The organism is Geodermatophilus sp. FMUSA9-8, from assembly GCF_037034165.1.
Classification (GTDB): Bacteria; Actinomycetota; Actinomycetes; order Mycobacteriales; family Geodermatophilaceae; genus Geodermatophilus; species Geodermatophilus nigrescens.
The window spans coordinates 227,398-244,185 of sequence record NZ_JBAGKE010000002.1; the positions used below are offsets into that span (position 1 = coordinate 227,398).

Annotated in this window: 11 protein-coding genes; 1 reads left to right on the forward strand and 10 read right to left on the reverse strand. The window is 74.2% G+C overall.

Translation table 11 applies throughout. From position 1 onward, the window contains the following. Window positions 1–53: 53 nt before the first annotated feature. The 5 genes from WA616_RS05310 to WA616_RS05330 all read right to left on the reverse strand — a co-directional run bounded on the left by WA616_RS05310 (window position 54) and on the right by WA616_RS05330 (window position 9,510). Window positions 54–2,168 (reverse strand): reprolysin-like metallopeptidase, encoded by a 2,115-nt coding sequence (locus tag WA616_RS05310; protein WP_336027958.1) that lies wholly within the window; start codon window positions 2,166–2,168, stop codon window positions 54–56. 127 nt (window positions 2,169–2,295) lie between these two features. Then, a complete protein-coding gene (locus tag WA616_RS05315) occupies window positions 2,296–3,981 on the reverse strand; it encodes a reprolysin-like metallopeptidase (RefSeq protein WP_336027960.1) in 1,686 nt (561 codons plus the stop codon). A gap of 178 nt (window positions 3,982–4,159) precedes the next feature. Then, window positions 4,160–5,281 carry a hypothetical protein gene (locus WA616_RS05320; RefSeq protein ID WP_336027962.1) on the reverse strand — a complete coding sequence of 374 codons (1,122 nt, stop codon included), beginning with the start codon at window positions 5,279–5,281 and terminating at the stop codon, window positions 4,160–4,162. Continuing rightward, window positions 5,278–7,950, reverse strand: a complete 2,673-nt coding sequence (locus WA616_RS05325; protein ID WP_336027965.1) for an HAD family hydrolase — start codon at window positions 7,948–7,950, stop codon at window positions 5,278–5,280. Before WA616_RS05325 ends, WA616_RS05320 begins: the two co-directional genes overlap by 4 nt. Window positions 7,951–8,103: 153 nt before the next feature. Then, the gene (locus tag WA616_RS05330; RefSeq protein ID WP_336027968.1) at window positions 8,104–9,510 is read right to left on the reverse strand and encodes an NAD(P)H-quinone dehydrogenase; all 1,407 of its coding nucleotides are present in this window, start codon (window positions 9,508–9,510) and stop codon (window positions 8,104–8,106) included. A gap of 115 nt (window positions 9,511–9,625) precedes the next feature. Here WA616_RS05330 and WA616_RS05335 point away from each other — a divergent pair, with 115 nt between their 5' ends. Then, window positions 9,626–10,084 (forward strand): gamma-glutamylcyclotransferase family protein, encoded by a 459-nt coding sequence (locus WA616_RS05335; RefSeq protein ID WP_336027970.1) that lies wholly within the window; start codon window positions 9,626–9,628, stop codon window positions 10,082–10,084. An 80-nt stretch (window positions 10,085–10,164) separates the two neighbouring features. Here WA616_RS05335 and WA616_RS05340 read toward each other — a convergent pair whose 3' ends face one another. The 5 genes from WA616_RS05340 to WA616_RS05360 all read right to left on the reverse strand — a co-directional run bounded on the left by WA616_RS05340 (window position 10,165) and on the right by WA616_RS05360 (window position 16,776). Then, a complete protein-coding gene (locus WA616_RS05340) occupies window positions 10,165–10,884 on the reverse strand; it encodes a hypothetical protein (RefSeq protein ID WP_336027971.1) in 720 nt (239 codons plus the stop codon). Between the two features lie 350 nt (window positions 10,885–11,234). After that, a complete protein-coding gene (locus WA616_RS05345; RefSeq protein ID WP_336027972.1) occupies window positions 11,235–11,696 on the reverse strand; it encodes a hypothetical protein in 462 nt (153 codons plus the stop codon). Between the two features lie 9 nt (window positions 11,697–11,705). Further along, entirely contained in the window at window positions 11,706–12,701 is a 996-nt protein-coding gene (gene meaB, locus WA616_RS05350; protein ID WP_336027974.1) for a methylmalonyl Co-A mutase-associated GTPase MeaB, read from the reverse strand. Then, the gene (gene scpA / locus WA616_RS05355; protein ID WP_336027976.1) at window positions 12,701–14,908 is read right to left on the reverse strand and encodes a methylmalonyl-CoA mutase; all 2,208 of its coding nucleotides are present in this window, start codon (window positions 14,906–14,908) and stop codon (window positions 12,701–12,703) included. The genes meaB and scpA overlap by 1 nt, the downstream gene beginning before the upstream one ends. Beyond that, on the reverse strand, window positions 14,905–16,776 hold the full coding sequence (locus WA616_RS05360; protein WP_336027977.1) for a methylmalonyl-CoA mutase family protein: 1,872 nt from the start codon (window positions 16,774–16,776) through the stop codon (window positions 14,905–14,907). The genes scpA and WA616_RS05360 overlap by 4 nt, the downstream gene beginning before the upstream one ends. Window positions 16,777–16,788: the final 12 nt, after the last annotated feature.

Consider the following 16,788-nt stretch of genomic DNA (forward strand, 5'->3'; position numbering starts at 1 on the left):
CGAGGGCCCGCCACCGGTCATCCGGTGGCGGGCCCCCCTCCGCGGCTGCTCCCTCAGTAGGTGCGGCCGTAGAGGGACGACCACAGGGCCCGGCCCGTAGCGGCGTAGATCACCAGGTTGCCGTCGTCCTGCACCACGAGGCGGTCGTCCGGGTTGCTCCACGTGCCGGCGTGCCATGCCACTTGACGGGCGGGGGTGTGCACGACGAGGTTGCCGTCGACCTGCAGTCGCGTCCGGCTGCCGGGCAGGCCCCAGGTCCCGCTGTGCCAGACCACCCGTCCGCCGGGCCCGGTGACCACCAGGTTGCCGTCCGCCTGCTGCGTGGCCGTGTACCGGCCGGCCGGAGAGGTCAGCGTCTGCCCGGCAGTGAGCTGCTGGCGGGGCCACAGGGTGTCGTTCGGCGCGCCGGCCTTGCGGTCCCACCCGGTGAACCACACCGGGGCCCCACCGGCGGTGTAGAGGACCAGGTTGCCGTCGTCCTGGAGCACGAGGCGCCCACCGGCGTTGCCCCACGTGTCCGAGTGCCAGAGGGGGCGCCCGGACGAGGAGTAGAGGACCAGGTTCGCGTCGGGCTGGAACGTCAGCCGGGCACCCGGGTTGAGCCACGACCGCGTGTGCCACAGCGCGCGCCGGTCCGGCGCGTACACGACGACGTTGCCGTCCGACTGCACCTCGAGGACGTACCGGCCGTTCGGTGAGACCAGTCGCTGTCCGGCGGCCAGTGACTGCCCCGGCTGCAGGACGTCGGTGGTCACAGGACTCCCGGTGCCCGGGCTCACCGCCACGGTCGCCCCCGATGCGCCCACGTACTGCACGACGACGGTGAAGGCGCCGCCGGCCACCGGCACCGGCCGCCCGACCGGCACGGCGGTCTGCAGGTCCTCGAGCCAGCCCGCACGCGCCGACGGGGTCGCGTCGAGCAGCAGCGCGGTGTTCGAGCCCGTGGACGCCCGGCGCAGCAGGACCCCCTGCTCGAGCGCCGGCCAGTTGGTGGAGGGCCCGGCCAGCCAGCCGTCCCGGCCGGACGCGGGCCGGTACTCCAGCCACGTCACCGTGCCGGCCGCGTCGACCAGCCGCAGGGCCCTCGTCCCGGCCCGCTGGGAGACCGGCGCCAGCGTGTACGTGGCCGCAGGGGTCGACGGCGTGATCGTGCGCTGCTCGCCCGCGGAGAGCAGGCCGATCGCTCCTGCCTGCGCCACGCTCAAGGACCCGACCTGCTCCCACGACGCCCCCATGACGTCGTAGAGGTCGTAGTAGGGACGGACGTCGCAGCTCCCGGTGTCGACGGCGCCGTCGCACTGGCGGACCGAGGAGTGGCCCAGGCCGAAGTTGTGCCCGAGCTCGTGCGCGATCACCGACGCCCTGACGTCGCGGACGTACAGCAGGCCACCCCCGGTGCGCGAGGTGCCCACGGTGGCGAGGCCGAAGGCACAGTCCGGCATCTCTGCGGGATGTCCCGGGACGTACAGCATGAGGTGACGGCCGGCGCCCGAGGTCCAGCCCACCGTCCGGGCGACGTCGGACCACAGGGCCGACGGGTTGCCGCACGCAGCCGTCGTGGACACCCATCCCGCGGCACCGGCGGTCGCGTGCACGCGGACGGCGCCGCCGCTCTCCTGCTCCCAGAAGTCCGCGACCGGCCCGTTGACCTGGTCGACCAGTTGCTGGACGGTCACCCCGTTGGGAGCGAGGGTCGGGGTGGTGACCAGTACCACCGTGACCTCGTTCGTCCACGGTGCCGTCGTCGGGGCCGTGGTCGTTCCCGGGTCCACGTCCGGGGCGGCCGCCAGCACCTCCGCCGCCAGGACCTCGTGCGCGGGCGCGGTGACCCCGCTGTCGTCGTCCGGGTTTCGGACCACCGAGCCGAGGGTGACCTCCACGGTGGCCCCCACCGGCAGCTCCGCGACGTCCTCCGTCTCGACCCGGACGCTGTGCGTGCCGGTGTCCACCCAGCTGACCAGCCCGTCGCCGTCGCCGTCGCCGGAACGGTGCGCCAGCGGGTCGGCGTGCTCGGTCTGGGCCTGGACCAGCTCGCCGACCACGGTGTCGCCCGGCCCGGCGGCCTCGTCGGCGGCAGCCGGGACCGCCGGGAGGACGGCGACCGCGAGGAGGGCGGGGATGGCGAGGACGAGAGGCCTCGTCCTGTGCGGACGGCGGGTGACGGACACGCTTGCTCCTGGATCGGTGGACTTTCTCCCCCATCGGCGTTGCCGGCCGCCGCCTGGAGCACCGGGTCGGCCGCCTGCCCCCTCCGGGCGAGCGTCGCGGCCGGGGACGAGCCAGGGCATGCCGCGGTCAGGCATGCGTGCGCAGGCGGGAGAGGACCCGGCGGGTGGCCAGAGCCGTGCCGCCGAGGCCGGCCAATGCGCCGGCGGCGAGCGCCGGGGTGGTCCAGGAGGAGCCGGCCGCCTCGGTGGCGGCGGCCTCGACCGGGGCGGCGGCGGTCACGCCGGGGGCTCCCGCCGGGCCCTCCGCCGGGGCGGCCGGGGCCACGGCGGGGACCTCGGCCGGGACGACGGCGGACGGGGCGGTGGTGGGGGCGGCGGCCGGGGCCGGTGCCGCGGTGCCGCTGCCGGGCAGGACCGACGGCGCCGGGGCGGGAGCGGGCGGCGGGACCGCGGCGGCACCGGGGGTGCGGACGACGGTGACGGTCGCGCCGGCCGGGGTGACCGCCTCGACGGTGACGGTGAGCTCCCCGCCGGCGACGGCGACGGGCACGCCCGGGCGCAGCGCCGTCTGGAGGTCGGCCTCCCAGCCGGCGGCGGCCGACGGGCTGCCGTCGAGCAGCAGCGAGGTGTCGGGCAGCGCGCCGGAGCGGTGCAGCAGCACGCCGCTGTCGAGCCGGTAGCGGTTGTCGGTGGCCAGCCACTCGTCCCGGCCGGTGGCGGTGCGGTACTCCAGCCAGTAGTCCGGACCGGCGGCGGTGGGCATGCGCAGCACGCGGGTGCCGGCGCCGGCGCCGAGCGGGGCGAGCGCGGCCGTCGTCGTGCCGGTGCCCGCGGTCAGGGTGGCCGCGGCGGGCAGCACGCCGAGGCGCTGGGCCTGGGCGGCGGTGAGGCTGCCGACGCGGTCCCAGGAGACACCCATGACGTCGTAGAAGTCGCGGTAGGCAGCGGTGCGGCAGGCGCCGGTCCCGGCCGACTCCACCGTGCCGTCACACTGCAGGCCGCTGGAGTGGCCGAGGCCGAAGTTGTGGCCGAGCTCGTGGGCCACCAGGGAGACGAGGTCGTCGCGGACGTAGAGCCGCCCGCCCGAGGCCGTCCCGGTACCCACCTGCGCCAGCGCGTAGGAGCAGCCGGGCAGGTCCTGCGGCCGGCTGGTGACGTAGAGCAGCAGGTGCTTCCCGGGACCGGGCACGAACCCGACGCGGGCGGCGGCCTCGTCCCACAGCGCCGTCGGGTCGGCGCAGCCGGCGGCGGTGGTCATCCAGTCGTGCGCGGCGGTGACGCCGACGCTCACCGCGCCGCCGGTCTGCTCCGCCCAGAAGGACGCGACGCCGGTGTTGACGGTGTCGACGACGTCGGCGAGCGCGGTGCCATCGGGGGTGCCGCCCGCGGGGGCGACCATGACGACGGTGACCTGGTTGGTGACCGAGCCGGCCGGCACCGTGGCCGCCGGCCGGGGCGCCCGCAGGACCTCGGTGCCGAGGACCTCGCGGGCCGGCGCGTAGCCGGACTCGCTGGCCTCGTCGTCGGTGTCGCCGCCGACGGTCACCTCGACCGTCGCGCCGACCTCGAGGCCCGCGGCGGCCTCGGTCGGGATGCGGACGGACGTGCCGTCGGCGCCCTCGACGAAGGTCAGCGGCTGCTCGTGCGACTCCCCCGCGTGCTGGCCCTCCAGCGACGTCTCCGGCCACGCCTGCACCAGCTCGCCGACCACGGTGGTCCCGGCGTCGGCCCTCGCGACGGAGGCGGGGCCGGCGCAGACGGCGACCGCCATGCCGGCGAGGGCCAGGGTCCGCAGTGCTCGGGAGGCGTGCATCCCTCCCGGCATCGGCGGGCCGGCGTCCCAGCCGCACCATCGGGGACCCGTCCGTCACACCGGTCCCGGACGCCCCGTCCCGCGGGCCCCGGGCGTCCCACCGGTCACGCCAGCGCGTCGGCCCCCATGGTCACGGCAGTCGGCCCAGCGGCGACGGACAGCCGACAGATGCCGTCCATCAGCCTCGTGCCGCTGTGGCGGTCACCCTGGCAAGCTCGTCCTTGTAGTATTCGAGCGTCCGGTAGAGCCCCCGGTGCAGCTCGGTGAACGCCGACCAGCGATTCGCCTGAGCTCGGGTGAGGCGTTTGGTGCGCGGCCTGCGCAGGTGGCGGCTGTCGAGAAGGGCGTCGACCCTCGACGAGAGCCGCCACCGCGCGGCGTGTGCGGAGCGACGACTCCGGGCGAAGCGGCTCGCTTCGGGGAACCCCGTGACCAGCTCGTCGGCGATCGCAGCCGCCGTCACCCGTCGTCGGGTGGCCCGGCCGGAAAAGTTCCAGTGAAGCTCGTCCTCGAAGCCCTCGGAGGTCAGCCAGCCACGGCCGCCGAAGTGGTCGTAGACGTAGCACGGCAGCCCCATTGACAGCGCGTACTGCACCGTCTTGCCGATGGACAGGACCGCGTCGTACCCGGCGAGCAGTCGTGGGCTGACGCGCGTCACGCCGGTGACCTCACCGAGGACGTCGACCTGCACCTGGCCACGGTCACGCAGTAGGTCCGTCGCCGCTAGGACCTCTTCGGGCGGGTGGTTCGACACCACCAGCAGTCTCTCAAGCGTCTCCCCGTTTCTCGTGACGACCGCCTCGGCGAAAGCGTCGGGGGCCGGGTTGTCGAATACGGCGAGACGCCGACGGGACAACCCGAACGCGGACAGCGTCTCGGCGACCTCCGGGGAGACGGCCGTCGAGACGTCCGCGATCTCCGTCTCGACGTCGGCGAGAACAGGCAGTTCCATGTGGACTTGGGCGGACATGTGATGCCACACGACGGCGCTGGAGACACCCGGGCCGGCGAGCTGCTCGATCACGCTGTCGGGCAGGACGCTGTGCTGAACCCAGATGAGATCATACGGACCGATGAATTCGTGGTAGGGGTCGGTCGCCACGAAGAGCCGGTCGTGGCCCTCCAGCGCCTCGAACTCGCTCGACATCGGCGGCAGGTAGAGGTTGTTCGCGACGTCGACGGTGGCGCCGCGGGAGAGGAACTGCTCGACGAGCTCAAGGGTCACCAGCTCCGAGCCCCGGATGTGCCGAAGCTGGTTCGTGCACACGAGGACCCTTCGCGGCCCGGCGACGCCGTTCATGAGCGCCGGTCTCGGGCCAGCCTCCGCGCCCCGGCACGCTTGAGCCCTACGGCGAGCCCAACGACGCCGCGCTGCTGGTAGTCCACCGCGGCGCGGTGGGCCAGCCGCAGGAGGGTTGAGGCCGACTGCAGGTGCGGCTCGAGGCCCGAGGCCGAGCGGGGCAGCATGGCGAAGGCGACGCTGATCTGCGCGGAGCTCACCGGCCCGCCGACGGCATCGGCCAACGGCAACCACACGGCCGAGTGCGGCCAGTCGAACTCCACCAACGTGCCACCGAGCCACCGGCACTGGTGGAGGACCAGCTGCGCAACGTCCTCGGGACTGTCCCAGCGGACCACGTGCGGCTGGGCACGGTCGGTGATCACACGGGCCTCGATCCAGTCGATCCGCACAATGGCGGGTCGACCGGGGATCGACAGCGCGACGTCACTGATGTCGTCGGCGGTGATGTTCAGGCGGGCGAAGGACAGGCCGTTGTGGTTAATCCGCACCCGCCGGCGCGGACCCGGGTGCACGTGCCCGCTCCGGCCGCGCCAGCGCAGGTGAGTCTCGAATGGCTCTCCGGAGGGCTCGAAGACCTCTCGGTCCACCTGCCCCTGCTGCAACGCGTCGACCTGCGCGGCGAGGCGCGGGTCAGTCGCGGCAATCAACCGCGGCCAGAAGGCGTCGCGGAGCTGCAGGTCGTCGAGGTCGTTGGGCGACAGGTAAGCAAGCGCCGCAGCCAGGTCCTCGGGGATGACGGTCGTGACGACAGTTGACCCAAAGTTATCCTCGTGACGCCAGTTGCCAAAGACCTGCGCTTCCTCACTCGTCGGCGTCTTGAGGGCTGACACCACGATCGTGGCCAGCCTCCGGGCTGCAGACGGGTGGGCAAGTGACGGCCACGTCGGATTACTCTCGACGTAGTCGCTCCACAGTCCCTGGAAGGCGTGAACACCGTCCTGGACGGCACGCCGCTCGGCGTTCTGTGCTGGGGTGTCGACGACGGGCCCCTGGATGGGCTCCCCTTCACTGGTGAAGTCGATCAGCGAGCCGCACAGCGCGTTGACCGCCTGCTCGATCACCTCCGGACTCCGGGCCAGTGTCGTCGCCACCTCTGCGGGCTGCCCCGCCTGGGCCAGGTAGCCCTCCGCCCGCAGGCCGAGCCGGTAGACCCGCGCTGCCCGGTCCTCGGTCGCCAGGTAGAGCCCCGACACGGTGATGGGCAGACGCGCGAGCTGCAGGACATTCGCGAGCTGGTACTGAATGGTCCCGCCCCAGCCGAGGTCCACCAGGGTCAGGTTCTCGGACTCCAGCGCGCCGGCGTGCTTTAGCGCCGTGATCAGGCGCTCGCGCGCACTGGTCACCGTGGCGGTCATCTGGTTGAGCAGGTGCGGGCTCTCGGTCAGCGCGTGCGCCACCCGGTCGAGCAGCTCCGAGGTCTCCAGGACGGTGCTGAGCTCACCGGCGAGGGCGGGCACGTCACCGGGACGGAGGTGCAGGATGTCGAGCAGCCCGCCGACGGTGAGGTGATAGCTACGGCGGATGAGCTCACTGAGCGTTCCGCGGTCCACCCGGTCGAGCATCGCCACCGAGGTCACGTGACGGGAGAGCCACAGGGGACGGGCCTCCACAGCTGCGCCACGAGCGCGGGCCGCCTCGTTCACCATCGCCGCGAGGAGTTCGCCCTCCCGCATCGGGCACCACACCACCGACGTACCGGTCTCCTCGGCTCGCTCGACCACCCACTCGGCGAAGCCGGCGAGCGCCGGGCCGAGGACCGTGGCGCCGTAACGCCAGGCAGTCGAGACCGCACGAGCGAGGCCCTCGGGCTCCCGGTACACGACCTTGGCCCGCAGGCTCGTGAGTCCGAAGTCCCCGTGCTCCGCGTCGAGCAGCGGGTCGACCGGCCCATAGCCGTCCAAGGGCTGCTTCTCACGCGACATGATCGAGGCGAGCCGGCCGTCGATCCGCTCGTAGTGGGTGGCGCGGACGCCGAGCGCGCTGGTCGGCAGGACGTCCGCGTGGAAGTTGTCACCGACGTGCCACACCTGCTCCGGACGCAAGCGGAGTTCCTTGAGCACGACGGGCCAAAGTCCATTGGCCTTGTCGACGCCGTACGCATGTGAACGGAAGAGCCGGGCGTCCTTGAGGACGGCGAGCTCCGGACGCTCGAGGAAGTACCGGAGCTGGTCCTCCGTGAAGTACGTGTCCGAGACCAGCACGATCGGGACGCCCGCGTCGGTGGCCAGCTCGATGAGCTCGGCGATCGCGTGGTCGACGACGAGGAACTGGAACTCCATCGAGATCTCGGCGTCGACCAGCTCCTCGAGCGTCGCGTCGAAGACGCTCAGCGGCATTTCCCGCCAGATGTCGTACAGCGACACCTCAGGCCCGTGCTCCCGATGACGTGACTCGATCTCCGCGCTGATCCGCATGTGTCGGAACGTCGCGTCAGTCACCCACTCAGGGCACCGGCCCTGACGGCGGAGGTCGGCGCCCAACAGGGAGAACACGTCGGTGGGCCGGGGGACCCGGCGCCACAGGATGGTGTCGAATATATCGAGACACAGGGAGGCGCACGACCTGTCTCGGATGGCATTGCGGACATGGTCCAGACTCGTCGGCATCCTCAAACCCGTTCTTGGCCAGCCGGAGGCCACCAGGTAATCGGCGGTCTCGTGGATCACGCAACTCACGCATTCCGTATGGGAAAGCATAGATGAGCCCGCACGGTGATCGCCCGTGTGCGAGTGACGCGGGGGCATGCTGTGACGCGCCTGCCGGGAGTCACGGCCGGTGCGAGTCCCGCCTCGAGGAGTGCCCGCCGGACGGGCCCGTCGTCAGGCCAGCGCATCGGCGCCCATCAGCCTCCGGCCGGCCTCGGTGATCGAGCCCGACAGCGACGGGTAGATGGCGAAGGTCTGCGCCAGGTCGCTGACGGTCAGGCCCTTGGTGACGGCGAGCGCGATCGGCAGGACCAGCTCGCTCGCGCCGGGCGACACGACCACGCCGCCGACGACGACGCCGGTGGCCTTGCGGGCGAACAGCTTCACGAACCCGGCGTGCAGGTCGCTCATCTTGGCGCGCGCGTTGGTGGCCAGGGGCAACTGCACGACGTCGAGGTCGTGGCCCTCGGGCAGCGTCTTCTCCTGGACGCCGACGGTGGCGATCTCCGGGTGGGTGAAGACGTTGGCCGACACGGTCTTGAGGCGGATCGGCTGCACCGCCTCGCCGAGCGCGTGCCACATCGCGATGCGGCCCTGCATGGCCGCGACGCTGGCGAGCTGGAAGACGCCGGTGACGTCGCCGGCGGCGTAGATGCCGGGCACGTTGGTGCGCGACACCCGGTCGACGACGACGTGGCCGGACTCGCGCAGCTCGACGCCGCACGCCTCGAGGTTGACCCCGGCGGTGTTGGGCACCGTCCCGACGGTCATCAGCGCGTGCGAGCCCTCGACGGTGCGCCCGTCGGTGAGCTCCACGAGCACGCCCTTCTCGGTGCGGGTGACGCTCGCCGCCCGCCCGCGCCGGGCGATCTGCCCGCCGCGGGCCTCGAACACCTCGGCGATGACATCGGCGGCGTCGGCGTCCTCGCCGGGCAGCACCTGGTCGCGGGAGGAGACGAGGGTGACCGGCACGCCCGCCTCGAGGTAGCCCGAGGCGAACTCCGCGCCGGTGACGCCGGAGCCGACGACGACGAGGTGCTCGGGCAGCTCGGGCAGGTCGTAGAGCTGGCGCCAGTCGAGGATCCGCTCGCCGTCGGGCTCGCTGCCGGGCAGCACGCGCGGGTCGGCGCCGGTGGCGATGAGGACGACGTCGCACTCGAGCGTCTCGCGCACCCCGCCGTCGGGGCCGAGCACCTCGACGCGGTGCTCGATCAGGCCGCGGGCCTCGTCGGCCAGCCGGCCCTGCCCGGAGACCAGGCGCACGCCCTCGCCCTCGAGGCGGGCGTGGATGTCGGCGGACTGCGCGACGGCCAAGCCCTTGACGCGGGCGTTGACCGCGGCGAGGTCGAGGCCGACCGTGGCCAGGTCGCTGCCGCGCAGGCCCAGGACCGACGCCTCGCGGACCGACGTCATCGTGCCGGCGGCGGCGATGAGCGTCTTCGACGGCACGCAGTCGGTGAGCACGCTGGCCCCGCCGAGGCCGTCGCGTTCGACGACGGTGACCTGCGCGCCGAGCGAGGCGGCCACCAGCGCGGCCTCGTAGCCGGCCGGGCCGCCGCCGATGATGACGATGCGGGTCATGCGGGATCTCCTGCGTCGGAAGCGGGCAGTGCGCCCCCATCCTCCCAGCCGGGACCGTCCGTGTCGGCCGCCTCCCGGGTCGGACTGGCCACACCGGCCGTAGGCTCGGGCGGCGATGGGTCTCTATGCCGCGTACGGGTCCAACATGGATCCCGAGCAGATGCTGCGCCGCTGCCCGTCCTCCCCCCACGTCGGCACCGGGTGGATCCGCGGCTGGCGGCTGGCCTTCGGCGGCGAGGAGTACGGCTGGGAGGGCGCGCTGGCCACCCTCGTCCCGGCCGAGGACCGCGAGGCGCCCGGCGTCTTCGTCGCGCTCTACGACCTCACCCCCGCCGACGAGCGCGAGCTCGACGCGTGGGAGGGCGCCGACCGCGGCCTCTACCGCAAGCTGAACCTGCGGGCGCACACGCTGGGCGGCGACGTCGTCGCCTACGTCTACGCGCTGGACGCCTTCGAGGGCGGGCTGCCCTCGGCCCGGCACCTCGGCGCGATCGCCGACGCGGCCGAGGCCGCCGGCGCCCCGGCCGACTACCTCGCCGAGCTCCGCGGCCGGGAGTGCCGCTCCGCGTTCTGAGCGCGTTCTCCCCCGCGATCATGGAGCCGGGGTGCCGACACGCCGGCCGAGATCGGCGGGTCCCCACCGCGAGTCCATGATCACCGCGGGGTGGGCAGCCGCAGCGCCCGCGCCACCTCCGCGACCATCCGCCGGTGGTCGCGGTAGACGTCGGCGGCGGTGACGTGCAGCAGCGTCCACCGGTGCTCGGTGAGCCAGTTGTGCCGCCGCCGGTCGTCGCGCAGTTGTTCCGGCGTCATGTGCGCCTCGTGCCCGTCGAACTCCGCCGCCACCCGCTGCTCGCGCCAGCCGGTGTCGAGGTACCAGCTGCGCCCGTCGCCGAGGACGCGCACCTGGACGTCGGGTGCCGGCAGCCCGCCGTCGATGAACCGCCAGCGCATCCGCGACTCCATCGGCGACTCCGCCAGCCCGTTCGCGTGCGGGACGAGGCGCCGCAGCCGGACGACCTGGCGGAGCCCGCGCTGTCGCTCCGCTGCCGCCGCGAGGTCCGCGCGGGTGCACTCCCTCGTGGCCAGGGCGGCGTCGAGGGTGGCCAGCGCGTCGATGGGCGCCGTCGCGCGGACGACGTCGCAGGCCGTCCGCGCCGGCGGGGTGCACCACACGCCGTCGACCAGCTCGGCGTCGTCCGTGCCGAGGACCGAGGGGTGCACCCGGATGCCCGGGCGGCTCCGGTTCGCCAGCGACGGCGGACCGAGGAAGTGCACCGTGTCGCCGCCGGGGACGTCGAAGCCCCACAGCGCCGCGGCGGTGGAGGAGCAGGCGACGAGGTCGGGTCCGACGGCGAGCGCCGCGGCGCGCACCTGCTGCCCGAGGGAGTCCGGCAGCTCGGCGTCGGCCAGGACGCCGCGCCAGCGGGTCCGCCGCCACCTCCCGGAGGCGACCAGGCGCCGGACCTCCCAGGCGCTGAGGCGCTCACGGGCCTACTCGGTGGTGAAGACGCCGCCCTGGCGGGCGATGGTCCGGTACAGCGCGAAGTCCATGCCGGGACGCTCGGTCGCGGGTGCGACAGCCGAGGGTCCCGTACGCCGTCTGTGGAGTGCGGCCGACCTGTGGACCCGCCGTGATCATGGAGCTGCGGTGGCGACATCCCGACCGACGGCGGTGCGTCGCCACCCGCGCTCCATGGTCGCGGGGAGGGGCGGCCGGGCGCTCAGGCGCAGGTGGCGAACCACCAGTCGGTGAGCGCGTCCTGCGCGTCGGTGACCTCGGAGCCCGGGTTGAACAGCGTCGCGTCGGTGACCGTGCCACCGTCCGGTGCCGCCTGCGCCGCAACGAGGTACTGCTCGAGGTAGCTCTGCGCGGTCGACCACTCGGCGGCGACGTCGGCCGCGGGGTCGGACTGCTGCAGCGGCGTCAGCTTCTCCTCGATCGCCGCGATCAGGTCCACCTTCGGCAACGCCGCCTGCACCGGACCGAAGCTCGCCCCGTTCGCTCCTGCCTCCCGCAGCTGCGCGCAGGTGTCACCCTCCACCACGGGCTCCTCCCCGGCGGCCGAGGAGGCGGACGGGGAGGCCGAGGGCGTGTCCGCTCCGGAGGACCCGCACCCGGCGAGCAGCAGGACGCCGGCGGTCGCGGCGAGCAGGGGACGGAGCAGGGAGGCAGGAGAACGCACCCGGCGAGGCTAGTCAGCGGCCCCGGCGTCGCCGAGGAAGGTCTCCAGCAGCCGGCGGGCGGCCAGCGCGGGGGTGAGCTCCCCGGCCAGCACCGCCTCCTCCAGCCCCGGCGCCTGCGCCCGCACCGCCGGGTGCGCGCGCAGCCGGTGCTCCAGCCCGTCGCGCACCATCTGCCAGGTCCAGCGCACCTGCTGCGCCCGGCGCCGCTCGTCGAGGGCACCCGACGCCCTCGCGCGGTCCTGGTGCTCGACCACCTTCGCCCACACCTCGGCCAGCCCCTCGCCGGTCAGCCCGGCGCAGGTCAGCACCGGCACGTCCCACTCGGAGTGCCCGCGCAGCATCCGGATCGCCCCGGCCAGCTCGCGGGCGGCCTTCCGCGCGTCGCCGGCGGCGGGCCCGTCGGCCTTGTTCACCGCGATGACGTCGGCGATCTCCAGGATGCCGCGCTTGATGCCCTGCAGCTGGTCGCCGGTGCGGGCCAGCGTGAGGAAGAGGAACGAGTCGACCATCTCCGCGACGGTGACCTCGGACTGCCCGACGCCGACGGTCTCCACCAGCACGACGTCGTACCCGGCCGCCTCGACGACGACCATCGACTCCCGCGTCGCCTGCGCGACCCCGCCGAGCGTCCCGGCGGTCGGCGCGGGCCGGATGAAGGCGTTGCGGTCGACGGCGAGGCGGGCCATGCGGGTCTTGTCGCCGAGGATCGACCCGCCCGACCGCGCCGACGACGGGTCGACCGCCAGCACCGCCACCCGGGAGCCGGCCGCGGTGAGGTCGACGCCGAGCTGGTCGATGAACGTCGACTTCCCCACCCCGGGCACCCCGGAGATGCCCACCCGCCGGGCGCCGCCCGCGTGCGGCAGCAGCTCGACCAGCAGCTCCTGCGCCCGCTCGCGGTGGTCGGCGCGGCGCGACTCGACCAGCGTGATCGCCCGCGCCAGCGACCGGCGGTCGCCGCCGAGCACCCCCTCGACCAGCGCGGGGACGTCGGGATCGGCCATCAGTGCCCGAGTCGCTGGGACAGCGTCCGCAGCAGCTCCTGCGCCGCCTCGGCGATGACCGTGCCCGGCGGGAACACCGCGGCTGCGCCCATCTCCCGCAGCCGCGGGACGTCGTCGGGCGGGATGACCCCGCCGACCACGACCAGGACGTCGTCGGCCCCGAGCTCGGCCAGCGCGTCGCGCAGCGCCGGCACCAGCGTCAGGTGGCCGGCGGCCAGCGACGAGACGCCGACGACGTGCACGTCGGCCTCGACCGCCTGCCGCGCGACCTCCTCCGGCGTCTGGAACAGCGGGCCGACGTCGACGTCGAAGCCGAGGTCGGCGAACGCGGTGGCGATGACCTTCTGCCCGCGGTCGTGGCCGTCCTGGCCCATCTTGGCGACGAGGATGCGGGGGCGGCGCCCCTCGGCGTCGGCGAACGCCCCGGTCATCCGGCGGGTCTCCTCCACCGGGCCCGAGCTGCCGGCCTCGTCGCGGTACACACCGGAGATGGTGCGCACCTGGCCGGCGTGCCGCCCGTGGACCTCCTCCAGAGCGTCGGAGATCTCCCCGACCGTCGCCTTGGCCCGCGCGGCGTCGACGGCGAGCTTGAGCAGGTTGTCGCCGAGGTCGCGGCCCCGCCGTCCCTCGGCGGCGGCGCGGGCGGCGTCGGTGAGCCGGCGCAGCGCGTCGGCCACCGCCGAGTCGTCCCGGGAGGCGCGCAGCTCCGCGAGCTTGGCCTTCTGCTGCGCGAGGACGTCGGCATTGTCGACGCGGAGCACCTCGATCGCCTCGTCGGCCTCGACCCGGTACTTGTTCACGCCGATGACCGGCTGCCGGCCGGAGTCGATGCGCGCCTGGGTGCGGGCGGCGGCCTCCTCGATGCGCAGCTTCGGGATGCCGTCGTCGATGGCCTGCGCCATGCCGCCGTGCTCGGCGACCTCCTGGATGTGCGCCCAGGCGCGGCGGGCGAGGTCGTAGGTCAGCTTCTCCACGTACGCCGAGCCGCCCCACGGGTCGATGACCCGCGTCGTCCCCGACTCCTGCTGCAGGAGCAGCTGGGTGTTGCGGGCGATCCGCGCGGAGAAGTCGGTGGGCAGCGCCAGCGCCTCGTCCAGGGCGTTGGTGTGCAGCGACTGGGTGTGCCCCTGGGTGGCGGCCATGGCCTCCAGGCAGGTGCGGACGACGTTGTTGTAGACGTCCTGCGCGGTCAGCGACCAGCCCGAGGTCTGCGAGTGGGTGCGCAGCGACAACGACTTGTCCTTCCGTGCGCCGGCCTCCTTCACGAGCCGCGCCCACAGCAGCCGCCCGGCGCGGAGCTTGGCGACCTCCATGAAGAAGTTCATGCCGATGGCCCAGAAGAAGCTCAACCGCGGCGCGAACGCGTCGATGTCCAGGCCCGCGGCCTTGCCGGCGCTCAGGTACTCGACGCCGTCGGCGAGGGTGTAGGCCAGCTCCAGGTCGGCCGTCGCCCCGGCCTCCTGGATGTGGTAGCCGGAGATGGAGATCGAGTTGAAGCGGGGCATCTCCGCCGAGGTGAAGGCGAAGATGTCGCTGATGATCTGCATCGACGGCTTCGGCGGGTAGATGTAGGTGTTGCGGACCATGAACTCCTTGAGGATGTCGTTCTGGATGGTCCCCGTGAGCTGGTCCGGCTTCACCCCCTGCTCCTCGGCGGCGAGGACGTAGAGCGCCAGGACGGGCAGGACGGCGCCGTTCATCGTCATCGAGACGCTCATCCGGTCCAGCGGGATGCCGTCGAACAGCTGCCGCATGTCCAGGATCGAGTCGATCGCCACCCCGGCCATGCCGACGTCGCCGACCACGCGCGGGTGGTCGGAGTCGTAGCCGCGGTGGGTGGGCAGGTCGAACGCGACCGACAGGCCCTTCTGCCCGGCGGCGAGGTTGCGCCGGTAGAACGCGTTGGACTCCGCCGCGGTGGAGAAGCCCGCGTACTGGCGGACCGTCCACGGCTGGGTCGTGTACATCGTCGGGTAGGGCCCGCGCAGGTAGGGCGGCAGGCCGGGGTAGGTGCGGAGGAAGTCCAGCCCGGCGAGGTCGGCCGGGGTGGCCAGCGGCGGGACGGCGATGCCCTCGGGGGTCTCCCAGCTCGCCTCCGCCACGCCGCGCCCGGTCGCCTCCTCGAACGCCTTCGCCCAGTCGTCGGCACCGGCCTGCGCCGCCAGGCGGCCCAGCTCGACGCCGCCGAAGTCGGGGATCCCGCTCATGCCTTGACTCCCAGCTGCTCGTGGACCGTCCGGAGGGCGGCCAGCGCGTCACACCCGGCGTACACGTGGCCGTCGACGCCGTCCACCGCGAGCGAGGGCTTCCCCGCCAGCCAGACCGAGATCGCGCCCGAGGCCCGGAGCTCGGCGGCCAGCGCCGCGGCGGACTCCGCGTAGTCGGCGTCGGTGCCGCAGATGCACGCGACGGTCGTCCCGGCGCCGGCCAGCCCCGAGGCGCCGTCGGCCGCCGGGGTCTCGACGCCCCCGGCCTGGAACAGGTTGGCCGCGAAGGTGGCCCGGGCGGTGTGCCGGGCGACCGGGCCGAGCGTGGCCAGGTACACCCGCGGCCGCGACGGCGCGGCGTCGGCGCGGTCGCGCAGCTCCTCGTACTCCTGCGCCGCGCGCACCCGGGGCAGCCCGCCGGTGGGGTGCAGGTCGGCCGCGGGCTGCCGCCGGGGCAGCTCCTCGGCCAGGTTGGGGAACTCGCTGACGCCGGTGATCGCGTCGGCGCGCGTCGCCAGCCGCGTCGCGCGGGCGTCCCAGGCGGCGGCCAGCCGGTCGCGCACCAGGCCGGAGTCCAGCGCCGCGGCCAGGCCGCCGGCCCGCTCGATCTCGGTGAACCACGCCCAGGCGGCCTGCGCGAGGTCCTCGGTGAGCGACTCGACGTACCAGGAGCCGCCGGCCGGGTCGAGCACGCGGGCGAGGTGCCCCTCCTCCACCAGCAGGCTCTGGGTGTTGCGCGCGATCCGCCGGGAGAACGCGTCGGGCAGGCCGAGCGCGGCGTCGAAGGGCTGCACGGTGACGACGTCGGCGCCGCCCACGCCCGCGGCGAAGCAGGCGATCGTGGTGCGCAGCATGTTCACCCACGGGTCGCGCCGCGTCGTCATCACCGACGACGTCACCGCGTGCTGGCGCTGCGCCCGGGCCGTCTCCGACGCCCCGCTCACCTCGCCGACCCGGTCCCAGAGGCGGCGGGCGGCGCGGAGCGCGGCGATGGTCGTGAACTGGTCGGCCGAGGCGGAGTAGCGGAACTCCAGCGCGGCGAACGCGTCGTCCACGCCCAGCCCGCCGTCGGTCAGCGCCCGCAGGTAGGCGACGCCCGCGGCCAGCGAGCAGCCGAGCTCCTCGACCGCGGTGGCCCCGGCGTCGGCGAAGACGGTGGCGTCGACGACGACGGTGCGCCAGCCGGCGGGCGCGCGGCGGGCGAGGGCGGCCAGGCCGGAGAGGTCCTGCTCCTCCCCCGAGGCGGCGTGCACGCCGAGCGGGTCGAGGCCGAGCGAGCCGCCGGGCGCGAGATCGGTGCGGTCACCGACCAGCGCCAGCAGCGCCTCGGCGGCCGGCGCCCCGCCGGAGACGGCGATCGGGGCGAGGTCGAGGTAGACGTCGGCCAGCACGTCGCCGAGGGAGTCCACGGGCACCGCGCCCTCGCCGAGCTGCAGCCACAGCGAGGTGACGCCGTTCTCCAGGTCGGCGGCGAGCGCCTCGCGGGTCGTGGCGACGTCGGGGTGCGCGTGCCGCTGCCGGACGTCCCAGCCGGCGGGCACCCCGCTGTCCGGGTGCGACCCCGCGCGGGCGCCGCGGACGTACGGCGGCAGGCCGGGCACGCCCACCGCCGTCGGGAGGTCACCGGCGTCGTCGGCGTCGTAGAGGGGCAGGACCCGCACGCCGGTGGCCACCGTGCGGCGCAGCGCGTCCTCGACCGGGTCGGGCAGCTCCTCGCGGCCGGCCTTGCGCAGGACGCCGGCGACCAGCTCGCGCCAGGCGCCGCGGTCGGCGGGGGCGAACCCGCCGGCGAGGGACAGCTCGTCGGGGACCGCGTGCTCGGCGGGGACCTCGTCCTCGCCCGGCGTGGCAGTCTCGGTGGCGCTCATCGTCGAACTCCT